This is a genomic window from Paenibacillus rigui, assembly GCF_002234615.1.
GTDB classification, from domain to species: domain Bacteria; phylum Bacillota; class Bacilli; order Paenibacillales; family NBRC-103111; genus Paenibacillus_S; species Paenibacillus_S rigui.
Genome location: NZ_NMQW01000005.1, coordinates 161,210 through 172,292, shown reverse-complemented (window position 1 = coordinate 172,292; position 11,083 = coordinate 161,210). Strand labels below are relative to the sequence as shown.

The 11,083-nt window shown below is 50.5% G+C and carries 11 protein-coding genes; 8 read left to right on the top strand and 3 right to left on the bottom strand.

Going from position 1 to position 11,083, the window contains the following annotated elements:
- Positions 1-17 precede the first annotated feature (17 nt).
- The 5 genes from CF651_RS33355 to CF651_RS05260 all read left to right on the top strand — a co-directional run bounded on the left by CF651_RS33355 (position 18) and on the right by CF651_RS05260 (position 4,578).
- On the top strand, positions 18-167 hold the full coding sequence (locus tag CF651_RS33355) for an FCD domain-containing protein (RefSeq protein WP_425436207.1): 150 nt from the start codon (positions 18-20) through the stop codon (positions 165-167).
- Between the two features lie 125 nt (positions 168-292).
- Complete coding sequence (gene uxuA / locus CF651_RS05275; RefSeq protein WP_094013808.1) at positions 293-1,369, top strand: mannonate dehydratase; 1,077 nt, start codon at positions 293-295, stop codon at positions 1,367-1,369.
- Complete coding sequence (locus CF651_RS05270; protein WP_094013807.1) at positions 1,366-2,214, top strand: SDR family oxidoreductase; 849 nt, start codon at positions 1,366-1,368, stop codon at positions 2,212-2,214. The genes uxuA and CF651_RS05270 overlap by 4 nt, the downstream gene beginning before the upstream one ends.
- A gap of 64 nt (positions 2,215-2,278) precedes the next feature.
- Positions 2,279-3,439, top strand: a complete 1,161-nt coding sequence (locus CF651_RS05265; RefSeq protein WP_094013806.1) for a Gfo/Idh/MocA family protein — start codon at positions 2,279-2,281, stop codon at positions 3,437-3,439.
- 53 nt (positions 3,440-3,492) lie between these two features.
- Positions 3,493-4,578, top strand: a complete 1,086-nt coding sequence (locus tag CF651_RS05260) for a Gfo/Idh/MocA family protein (RefSeq protein ID WP_094013805.1) — start codon at positions 3,493-3,495, stop codon at positions 4,576-4,578.
- A 34-nt stretch (positions 4,579-4,612) separates the two neighbouring features.
- Here the strand turns inward: CF651_RS05260 and CF651_RS05255 are convergent, their stop codons facing one another.
- Entirely contained in the window at positions 4,613-5,494 is an 882-nt protein-coding gene (locus CF651_RS05255; RefSeq protein WP_094013804.1) for an AraC family transcriptional regulator, read from the bottom strand.
- A 165-nt stretch (positions 5,495-5,659) separates the two neighbouring features.
- Between CF651_RS05255 and CF651_RS05250 the strand changes: the two genes are divergently transcribed.
- On the top strand, positions 5,660-5,989 hold the full coding sequence (locus tag CF651_RS05250) for a hypothetical protein (protein ID WP_094013803.1): 330 nt from the start codon (positions 5,660-5,662) through the stop codon (positions 5,987-5,989).
- 264 nt (positions 5,990-6,253) lie between these two features.
- Here the strand turns inward: CF651_RS05250 and CF651_RS05245 are convergent, their stop codons facing one another.
- A complete protein-coding gene (locus tag CF651_RS05245; protein WP_094013802.1) occupies positions 6,254-7,786 on the bottom strand; it encodes an MFS transporter in 1,533 nt (510 codons plus the stop codon).
- Positions 7,787-8,291: 505 nt separating this feature from the next.
- On the opposite strand from CF651_RS05245, the gene CF651_RS05235 reads away from it, so the two are divergent.
- Positions 8,292-8,753 (top strand): GNAT family N-acetyltransferase, encoded by a 462-nt coding sequence (locus CF651_RS05235; RefSeq protein WP_094013823.1) that lies wholly within the window; start codon positions 8,292-8,294, stop codon positions 8,751-8,753.
- 11 nt (positions 8,754-8,764) lie between these two features.
- A complete protein-coding gene (locus CF651_RS05230; protein ID WP_094013800.1) occupies positions 8,765-9,940 on the top strand; it encodes a DUF4272 domain-containing protein in 1,176 nt (391 codons plus the stop codon).
- 200 nt (positions 9,941-10,140) lie between these two features.
- Here the strand turns inward: CF651_RS05230 and CF651_RS05225 are convergent, their stop codons facing one another.
- Positions 10,141-11,046, bottom strand: a complete 906-nt coding sequence (locus CF651_RS05225; protein WP_094013799.1) for an RraA family protein — start codon at positions 11,044-11,046, stop codon at positions 10,141-10,143.
- Positions 11,047-11,083 lie beyond the last annotated feature (37 nt).

Sequence of the window (11,083 nt, the reverse complement as noted above, 5' to 3'; positions counted from 1 at the left end):
CCAATCATGATTGGCAGATCATTCTTGCCCAGCATCAGGAGATCGTGCATGCAATCAAAGAGAAGGATCCGGACAAGGCCGAAAGGGTGCTAAGGGAGCACTTGGAGAGGGTAATCATGGAGAAGGAGCAGCTGCTGCAAACCCATGCATCCTATTTTAAGGCTTAGCATGCCTTAACGTTAAATTGATCCGAAATAACGCAAGCCGTCCTGTGGAAGGGCGGTGAAGTCGTTAAACCTTAACTGGTATACTAGTTATACTAATCAAATAAGTAAGGTGGGGAGATTAGCTTATGAAAATGGTGTTCCGCTGGTATGGGGAGGGCAACGACACCGTCACCCTGCAGCAAATTAAACAGATTCCCGGAGTGGAAGGGATCGTATGGGCGCTTCATGATGTGCCTGCAGGCGAGGAATGGCCGATGGATAAAATCCTTGACTACAAGAGCAAGGCCGATGCTCACGGCTTTCATCTCGAAGTGGTCGAGAGTGTAAATATTCACGAGGACATTAAGCTGGGCCTGCCTTCCCGGGATAAGTACATCGAGAACTACAAGAAGACGATCGAGAAGGTAGCCAAGGTTGGAGCGAAAGTCATCTGCTACAATTTTATGCCGGTTTTCGATTGGATCCGGACTGATTTATTCCATCGGCTGGAAGACGGCTCCACGGCACTCTTTTATGAGAAAGCGAAAGTCGATGACATGGATCCGATGGAGCTCGTCCGGAAAATAAGCGATAATCCCGACTTTACGATGCCGGGGTGGGAGCCGGAGCGGCTAAAGCATTTGTCCTCCTTGTTTGAGGCTTATAAGAACGTTACGGAAGAGGATTTATGGAGCAATCTCCAATATTTCCTGGAGCAGGTCATCCCGGTTGCAGAAGCCAATGACATCAAGCTGGCCATCCACCCGGATGATCCGCCTTGGCCGATCTTCGGGCTGCCGCGCATCATGACGAGTCAGGAGAACCTTCGCAGATTATTGAAGCTGGTGGATAGTCCATCCAATGGAATAACGTTGTGCAGCGGCTCCCTTGGCGCCAACCCCCGCAATGACATCGTGGGAATGGTTCGGGAGTTTGCGGACCGGATTCCGTTTGCCCATATCCGGAATGTCCGGGTATACGAGAACGGGGATTTCATCGAAACCTCGCACCGCGCAGCCGACGGGACGGTAGATATATGCGGCATTGTTCAGGCTTATCACGAAAGCGGTTTTCAAGGCTATGCAAGACCGGATCACGGAAGGCATATTTGGGATGAACAATGCCGGGCGGGCTACGGTCTGTACGACCGGGCACTCGGGATCATGTACTTATGGGGCATATGGGATTCGCTGGAAAGAAACAAACAGGAGGTCGGAGCATGATTACTCTTAACGACAATTTAAAAGGAAAGGTAGCTGTGATCACCGGCGGAAGCGGGGTTCTCTGCTCGGCGATGGCCAAGGAATTGGGCAGACACGGCGTCAAGGTGGCGATTCTGAACCGGACGGCCGAGAAGGGCGAGCAGGTGGCCCGCGAAATTAACGAGGCCGGAGGCACCGCTATCGCCGTAGCCTGCAACGTTCTGGATGCACAGAGCGTGAAGGCCGCCGAGAAGGAAGTGACGGAGCAGCTTGGCATCTGCGATATTCTGATCAACGGGGCAGGCGGGAACCATCCTCAGGGAAGCACGACGAACGAGACGTTCCGGCTCGAGGATCTCGACAACAAGGAGATCAAGACGTTTTACGACCTCACCGAGGAAGGCTTCGGTTATGTGTTCAATTTGAATTTCTTGGGCACGCTGATTCCTACGCAGGTGTTCTCCAAGGGGATGATTCAGAGGCCAGGGGCGGTAGTCATCAACATGTCCTCCATGAGCGCTCCGAGTCCGATGACCAAGGTGCCCGCCTACAGCGCTGCGAAAGCGGCTATTGAGAATTTCACGCAATGGCTTGCGGTGCATATGGCAGACGCGGGCATCCGGGTCAATGCGATTGCCCCCGGCTTCTTTTTGACAGAGCAGAACAGAAGGCTGTTGACGAATGAAGACGGCTCGTTAACGGAACGTTCCAACAAAATATTAACCCATACCCCTATGCGCCGCTTCGGCAAACCTAGCGATCTTCTTGGTACGCTGCTATGGCTGGCCGACGAGAACTTATCAGGCTTCGTGACTGGCATTACGGTTCCGGTCGACGGCGGCTTCATGGCGTACTCGGGCGTATAAAGGTATAATAAATTTGTTTGTCTTGTATACAAGTGTGACCAGACCAAGTTAGGGAGCTGATGACATGATTCGAGCAGCCGTAATCGGTACAGGGAAAATTTCCGAGTCTCACCTGCAAGCTTATCGTTCATTTGGGGAACGCTGCCAGGTTGTTGCATTATCTGATATTTATCCGGACAAATGCGAGGAGCTACAGGAAAAGTTTCAATTGAACTGCAAGATTGTGAGCGATTACAAAATATTGCTTGACGATCCTGAAATCGAACTGGTTTCTATCTGTACACCGCCTTACATGCATGCCGAAATGGCTATTGCCTTTTTGCTGGCGGGCAAGCATGTGCTGGTGGAGAAGCCGATGGCTTCCTCGCTTGAGGAGTGCGACCGCATGCTGGAAGCCGCGAGGCAATCGGGACGCATCTTATCGGTCATCAGCCAGAACCGTTTCCGCGACCCTACGATGAGGCTGAAGAAGGTACTCGAATCCAACCTCCTCGGCAAGGTGGTTCATGCACAGGTCGAATCGTTCTGGTGGAGAGGGTATGTGTATTACGATCTATGGTGGAGAGGCACCTGGGAAAAAGAAGGCGGCGGCTGCACGCTGAACCATGCCGTTCATCACATCGATATGTTCCAATGGATGATGGGCATGCCGGATCAAATCCAGGCCGTCATGACGAACATCTCCCATGACAATGCGGAGGTCGAGGACTTATCCATCGCGATATTATCTTATCCTAACGGCGCTTTGGCTCAAATTACAAGCTCAGTCGTTCATCACGGGCAAGAACAGCAGCTCATCTTTCAGACAGAAAAAGCGAGAGTGTCCGCCCCGTGGAAAGTGTACGCCTCCGTATCCAGGGAGAACGGCTTCCCGATCCGTAATGAGTCGCTGGAGGCGGAGCTGGAAGCTTATTATACATCGCTTCCTGGACTCGAGTATACCGAGCATGCCGGTCAAATTGACGATGTGCTGAAAGCCATCGAGAACGGGCATCAGGATATTTTGGTGGATGGCCATGAAGGCAGGAAAACATTGGAGCTCATTACCGCAATCTATCAGGCCTCAACAACGGGCGTCTCAGTTAAGCTGCCTCTGCAGCCGGATAGCCCTTTCTACACAACGGAAGGTATTTTGGCGAACGCTCCGCGCTTTTATGAGAAGAAAAACTCTTTAATCGGCTTTGCAAATAATGAAATTACATTAGGAAGCGACTACAAGAAGTGAATGCTTGTGGAGCAACAAGAACAGCAGCGAAAAGCGGAAGGGCGGTACGTGGAATGAAAAAGCCTGCAACATTCAGCATCATTGGCGGCGGCGGATACCGCGCGCAATATTTCCTTCGCATTGCTCAAGCGCTTCCCGGGCATTTCCGCGTAAGCGGGATGGTAGTAAGGGACGAGGCCAAGGGCCGGGCCATGGAAGAACAGTGGGGTACGGCCTGCTACAGGAGTCTGGATGAGCTCCTGGCCAACGAGCAGCCTGATTTTGTCGTATTGTCCGTCAACGTTTCCGCAGCTGCGGAATATATGCTGCAGCTGGCGGAACGGGGCATTCCGGTACTGGCCGAAACCCCTCCGGCTGCGGACCTGGACGGCTTGCTGATGCTGCATGACAAGCTGACCCTGCAGGGGGCACGGATTCAAGTCGCGGAGCAATACCAATATCATCCGATTCAGGCCGCCCGGCTGGAAGTGATCCGCTCAGGGCAGCTAGGACGTGTGACCGAGGCCACCGTTTCGATCTCGCAAACGTATCATGCCGTCAGCCTGATTCGGCGGATGCTTGGTCTGCGCTTCGAGGATGTATCCATCCGGGGCATGCGCTTTGAAGCGCAGTGGGCTGCGGGACCTAACCGGAGCGGCCCGCCGACGGAGGACCGGTTGATTCCGCTGCAGCGGGATATCGCCTGGCTGGATTTCGGCGGACAGCTTGGCATCTACGATTTTACCAAAGATCAGCACCGCTCCTGGACGCGTTCGAATCATTTGTCCGTGAGAGGGGAACGCGGTGAAATTTTCGACAACCGGATCAGCCTTCAGCTGCCGGATTGCACTCCGGTTCATTCGGAATTGAAGCGGATTAACAAAGGCGAATATGAGAATCAGGAGGGACATTTTCTCAGAGGCATCATGGCGGGGGAACGATGGGTTTATGACAATCCGTTCGTACCCGGAAGGTTATATGACGATGAGATCGCTATTGCCGCCTGCTTGCAGAAGATGGCGGCATATGCTGCTGGCGGACCGGAGTTTTATGGCCTGCCTGACGCTTCGCAGGACCACTACCTTGGCCTGCTGATCGAGCAGGCGATCCGTTCGGGAGAGACCGTACGGTCGGTTCGTCAGCCGTGGGCGGACGTGTAACTGTTGTTTTGTATTGCTGTGAAGCAGCTCCAGGTTACCGGGAGCTGCTTCTGTATTGTTTGGGCGTGACGCCGGTTATTTTCTTGAATAAACGGCAGAAGTAGGCGAAATGGGGGATGCCGACCTTTGCACCAATTTGTTCAATGGAAAGCGGCTCAACTCTTAGCAGCCAGCAGGCCTGCCGGATTCTTCGTGCAATCAGATAGTCGGTAATGGTCCCCCCTGTTTCTCTACGGAATAGGTGGGAGACATGGTGTCGTGACAGATGGAGCTCTTTGGCCAGCTCATCCAGATCGAAGGGCTCGGTATAGTGCTTTTCAATCCACTGCATAATTTTCTCGGCATGGCGTTCCGTCCGGGGGGAGCCTTGGGGGAGCCCGGCCACGTTTAACGATTGGATATAATCAACGATTTGAATGATCATGAGCGCTGCGCTTTCCAGCTGCTCCTCCTCATCTCTCTCCGTAAGATAGTCATGGAAGCGTTCAAGTACAGCGTCAATAAAGACCGTTTGTGTGCCCATCTGAAACATTTGGCTGGCGAGATCCTCTTTCCACATATGCTCAAAAAATCGATGGACCGTTGGGAACATTCGGAAAAAAGGCTCGAATGAGGATGGCTCGAACGTGATAATCGTTCGCTCATACGGGGATTGCTCATTCACATCAAAATGAAGACGGTGCAGCTGGTACGGCTGAAAAAAAAGAATGCTGCCCGATGCAATCGAATGCATTCTGCGGTTTAAAACAAGGTGGCCTGTGCCCCGGTGTACGATGAGGATTTCAATCCCCCGGTGATAGTGGTAAAAGCCGGGATAATCTTCTGTCGTCAGATTACGGAATCGGTAATTCAACGCTTCATTTTGCCTTAATGCATTGAACAAGGACGGCACGGTAACAGCCCCTTTCCTTTCCAAGCCTGTTTATTCCATTATAACAATACAGTGCTATTTTTTCACAATAAAATAGAACTGTTTCGTCACCCTTTTTGATATGATGGAGGAAAATAAGCTGTTGGTATGACCGTATTGTGATGTGTTGAATGCTCCGTTTCATATCACTTTCGCAGTGGGGGGAAGGCCATGACGTTAAATGACCTTGTAACGGAAGCTGAGTATGGTGACGTCCTGAATGGCGTAAAGGATTTGTTGAAGGAAACGTACTGTATTACCGAGCATGAGGCCGATTCAGTGGTGAACAGAACATTGGACAATGTAGATGTATTTCTGGATGACTATATTCCCTATATTCAATCGCTCAAAACAATTCAAGGCGATTTGCGGGAGACGCTTGACGAGCATTTAAAGCAGGCGGTAGATAATGAGCATACATTGCAGCTGAAAATGACGAATGATGCAGCCATTTGGCTGGCCTACGAATGTATCCGGCGCTTTTGCAAGCGCAACTTCTAGCTTTCGGCACAACTTGGTTAACATGAAGCAGCACAAAAAACAGCCCCGCAGGTATGCGAGGCCACTGAAAAACGGGCGGAGTGGACGGAATCGTTCTGTAGAAGCGTAAGCGTTCGCCTTTGCCCCCGGATTTTGACCGCTATAAGCGGGTTGAAATTGAGGAAATTCGGGGACAACAGCGGTCGGAAGAACGATCCGTCCATGCAGCCGTAGCTTTTTCAGTGGCCTCCAGGTATGCAGGGTTTTTTTTGTGCTGCTCCGCGATTAATGAGCGGCGGCGTGCTGCTCCGCTTCGGCGGCAGGATCCAGCTTTTCCTTTCCCATCAGAAACGCGGCACCCAAGGCGAGAACAGCCGGAATGAGGCCAAAGGCGAAGGTGAACACAATGGAGGAGGAGAGGCCCTCCGTAATCGGACCCAGAGCCTGCTCCGGAATGGAAGAGCGGGCAGAGGGATCCATCAGCGCATGCGGATCGCTAAAATTCAGGCCGGCGGGTATGGCCGCCATTTCTTTTCCGGAGAAGGCAGCGCTCAGCTTGCTTGTCAGCGAATGGCTCTGGATGATGCCGAAGATGGTGATGCCGAGCGTCATGCCAAGCGATCTCAGGAACGACAGTGTGGAATTCGCTGCTCCCCGTTGGCGCATCGGAATGCCGTGGATGGCGGCATTGCTCAGTACCGAGAAGGATGCACCGATGCCGAGGCCAATCAGGATCATATACATGGTGACGATGAGACGCGACGAATGCGGTGTTAAGGTCGTCAACAGAGCCAACCCACCGACAAGAAGAACCAAGGTTGAGATCATGATCATCCGGTAAGGCAGCCTCGTCATCAGAGAACCTCCGACCGTCGCGGTCACGACAGAGGCGAGCATCATAGGGAGCAGCACCATCCCGGCATTGGTGGCACTACCTCCAAGCACGCCTTGGATAAATATCGGAATGTAGACGGAGGCCGTAATGAAGGCGGCACCGCTCAAGAACGCCAATGCATTGCTGGTAGCGAACAAACGGGTTTGAAACAGGGAGAACGAAATAATCGGTTCCTCCGCACGCTTTTCCACCATGAGAAACAGCAGGGCGAACACGACGAAACCTGCGAACATGCTAAGAATCGGCAGCGAACCCCAGGCGTATTGTTTACCCCCCAGCTCCATGGCGAACATGAAGCAGACGACGGCTCCGACAAGTGAGATGGCCCCCCACCAATCGATGCGTTGTTTGGCATGCTCCAGTGACTCCTTGTAAAAGAAGGCGATGAAGGCAAGCGAAAGCATACCGAGCGGCAGGTTGATATAAAAGATCCATGCCCAATGGATGTGATCGGTAATGTAAGCCCCGAGCAGAGGACCGAAAATGCTGGACATCCCGAAGACGGCTCCGAACAACCCGCCAAGCTTGCCTCTGTCCTTCGGTTCAACCGCATCGAACATAATGGTAAATGTGATCGGGACCAGCGCCCCGGCTCCGATGCCTTGAATCGCCCGGTACAGGCTCAGCTGAACAATGGAGTGGGCGGTACCGCATAGGATCGAGCCGAACATAAAGAGCACGATCCCGAAGACGAAGAAGCGCTTGCGTCCGTACATATCGGACAGCTTGCCGAAGATAGGCATCCCCGCCATTTCCGCTACCATGTAGGCTGAGGTAACCCATATAAATTTATCCAGCCCTCCCAGCTCGCCGATAATGGTCCCCATGGCTGTAGCCATGATCGTGTTATCCATGGATGCCATGAGCAGCGCCAGCAGCAGCCCTGCGATGACGAATCCTGTTTTTTGTTGAGCTTTGTGCATGTGTAGTTTCCTCCAAATTTATCTCTTGTTTATAGACTTATTATAGAGGGGGATAACTGACAGCAGTGTGTCAGTGTTGCAAAATGAAAAAGTTCTCATGACATGGGAACTTTTGTATAATTGGTTCGTCTAATGTAAGGGGAGGCAGGGATTATGGCACTACTCAAGGATAGTGAACAAGTTGCAAATATCCAACTAATACATAGTGAGATTTGGACAAAGCTTCAGGATCAAGATGAGTTGTACGCAAAGACTTTTCTTACCTATTGTTTAAAAATGCACGATAAAAAACAAGTTAAATACTCTTTAATAGAGTCAATAAAACATTACATGAAAAGTCGAATGATGTGGATCTCGATCCTAGTTGGACTTGTATCAGTCCCTACGTTTTGGGCAGCAATCATTTGGGTCTCATTGATTCTTGAATGAGCAGACGTTTCATTCGGTAGCTCAAAACCGATGCTTTATGGCTTGTCCATTTTATGAGGAAAGGGTTGAATAATTGGTGATTCACTCAATTGGTCCATATCAAGAAGAACATCATCAACAATTAGTTGATATCTGGTTCCGTGCCGTGAAACTTACCCATACTTTTTTGAATGAAAGGGATATTCAGTTTTATCACAATATCGTTCAAAATGGAGCATTGAAGGAAGTGGAGGTATGGGTCTATTTTAATGCAAATGAGAACCCAATTGGGTTTATCGGACTTGAGGGAGCTAAGGTAGAAATGCTCTTTGTCGATCCTAATTATCATGGACAGGGTGTAGGTACAAGCCTGCTTCAATATGCAGAGACAATAAAAGGCAGTCATCTCGAAGTGGATGTTAATGAGCAAAATGAAGCGGCACACAAATTTTATAAACGGTACGGCTTTGTTCAAGAAGGACGGTCGGAATTAGACTCTGCAGGCAGGCCATTTCCATTGCTTCATTTGACGCTAAAGAGTAAAAACGAAGGACTATAGGGGGGAATAAATTGAGGTTCTTTACAATATTTGCATCCAGAAATGATATCAATGATATAGATGGCTTTATTACACAAATTTTTCATCACGGATTCCATGTCGTGCGCAACAAAAATGAGTATACCATTAAATCGAAGAGGCTTTTTGGTAAAAATAATATGATCGTTCGGGTGGAGTCCGAAGATACGGCTCCCGATTATTTCTCCAAAAATATTCCCGGAATGATGCGTATGTACGATCAGGTGCCTTTTCAAGATGAACACCTCAAGACGCTGGTTTTGACACAGATTTCCGTAATCAATACGATGATCGCTATAGAGACTGGGAAAGATTATGGTGACGATTACGTCGACTTATTCCATAAGCTGCTCAATCAGGTGGACGGCATCGGCTTTATTCCTAACGGCACCCTCATCGGCAGAGACGGGCAAGTGATCGTTTTTCCTGATGGAACCTCCGGACCGTCGAAATTCACTCCCGTTTCTTGCACGAAGAAAATAAGGGGCCAGGATATAGATTCTTCTGAAGGGGAAGCAAGAAAGCGGAAAACGATAACCATCCTGCAGCATATGGGGATTCCCTATATCGAAGGGCTGCCTCAACTGCCTCCTTTATCCAATATTCAGTTGAGAAGCCGGGAGGAGGCGGCAAAGAGAGCGGTTGCGTTGCTGATTGTCATTCAATATGCCTGTGATGTTGCCCAAGAAGAAGATTTGAAAGCATCCAAGGAGTTCTTCTTGAAGCTGCTGAACAAATATGGTGTAGAAGATGTATTAACGGAGCAGGAGAGGGAGTTTCTACATGCAGAGGAGCCAGAGAAGCAAGAAGCCGTCCAAATAACATGGCAGTATGAGGCTCATTGGGTTTTACTTTGGGCATTAGGTCTGGTGAACACCTTGGAATTTCCAACAGAAGTCTGCAATAGCAGCTATGTAATTGAACTTGTTTCCAATTGCAGTTCTTTTGATGATTTTTATCAAAAGACAGCATTGCGTAGCGGGGAAGAGATTTTGGATGAGGCTGATCTTATTTATCGGCTCCATTGGGCTTGCGTGAACGATAGAGTACATGGCAGGGAAGTGGCAGCCGGGATGCAGGAAAGTATTGTTATAGAAAGGCGCAGAGGCTTGTTCTGGCTCATCGGCCACAGGAGAGAAAATTGGGATTGCGTCTCCATGGACACATAGCCTAGACAGAATAATCCAGCATAAATAACGACAGCGGCAAACCGGGATTTTTCATCTCGCCCCCGGGCTTGCCGCTGTTTTATTTTACCACATAAGAAATTATAAGTTTTGCGAAGCAAACGACATCCATTTCTTATTGGCGATAAAACCAACCGCTTAACGCGGTCGCTCATCTGTGAAAGGCATCGATAAAGGTTTTCTCACAACCGGACGTCGTTCGACGGTCCGCTTCCTTCAAGTTTACGGGCTTCCTCCAGCTCCTCGGACCATTCCAAATGACGGTATTCGGCGGCCTCTGAAGCACTTTCGAACCAGTGAATGAAATCCTGCCACAGCGCTGTATTCCAGGAAGCATCGATTTGCGCGGTCGTGTAGACGCCTTCCTTCAAACGGATGAAGCCGAACACATCGCGCACTTGCGATTTTTCGGCTCTGACCACGGTCAGCTCCGCAAGGTGCGGCGGAATAAAGATGACGCCCGCCGGTGTGCCGAGGACGACATCACCGGGAAGGCAGACGGCGCGCCCGATTCGGGTAGGGCCGTTCATGCTGATCATCGTGCAGTCCGCTATGGCTGTAGGGTCGCTGCCACGGTAATAGACGTTAATGTTCTCGATTTCAACAACCTGCTGATTATCGCGGATACCACCCCAAATCACGGCTCCGCCTCTTTGGGTCCGGGTGGAGATAGCGGTGGAGAGGTTGCCGCCTACATAAGTGCCTTGATAAATTTTGTCGTACATGTCGACCACAACGACATCGTCTTCCTCCAGGGAATCGATAACCCACTGGTTAAAAAAGCCTTTTCTGCCTTCCTGCTCATGCCCATAGCTTAACAAGGTGTCGTGCAGGTCGGGACGCTTCGGCACCATAACGGCGGTGACGGCGCGGCCGACCATCGTTTTGGCCGGATGAATGATTTTGAATTCACCCTCGAACTGGTTCGTGTACCCTCGGTTCCACAAAGGTCCCCACGCTTCCTCCAGCGTTATTTTGCGCATACGGCGGAGCAGTCCTTCAGATACCTTGGGACGTCCGTTCGGATAACGCTCGCCTTCCCACAACGGGGTCAGTTGGAGGATGTCTTCCGGATTATCGAATTTCATAGCTAACACCTCTTTTCAAAAGTAGGAGAGTCCGAGG

Bases quoted from the DNA above. Each gene is read 5' to 3' on its own strand.
- uxuA (WP_094013808.1), top strand. From the start codon at position 293: ATGAAAATGGTGTTCCGCTGGTATGGGGAGGGCAACGACACCGTCACC.
- CF651_RS05270 (WP_094013807.1), top strand. From the start codon at position 1,366: ATGATTACTCTTAACGACAATTTAAAAGGAAAGGTAGCTGTGATCACC.
- CF651_RS05265 (WP_094013806.1), top strand. From the start codon at position 2,279: ATGATTCGAGCAGCCGTAATCGGTACAGGGAAAATTTCCGAGTCTCAC.
- CF651_RS05260 (WP_094013805.1), top strand. From the start codon at position 3,493: ATGAAAAAGCCTGCAACATTCAGCATCATTGGCGGCGGCGGATACCGC.
- CF651_RS05250 (WP_094013803.1), top strand. From the start codon at position 5,660: ATGACGTTAAATGACCTTGTAACGGAAGCTGAGTATGGTGACGTCCTG.
- CF651_RS05245 (WP_094013802.1), bottom strand. From the start codon at position 7,786: ATGCACAAAGCTCAACAAAAAACAGGATTCGTCATCGCAGGGCTGCTG.
- CF651_RS05225 (WP_094013799.1), bottom strand. From the start codon at position 11,046: ATGAAATTCGATAATCCGGAAGACATCCTCCAACTGACCCCGTTGTGG.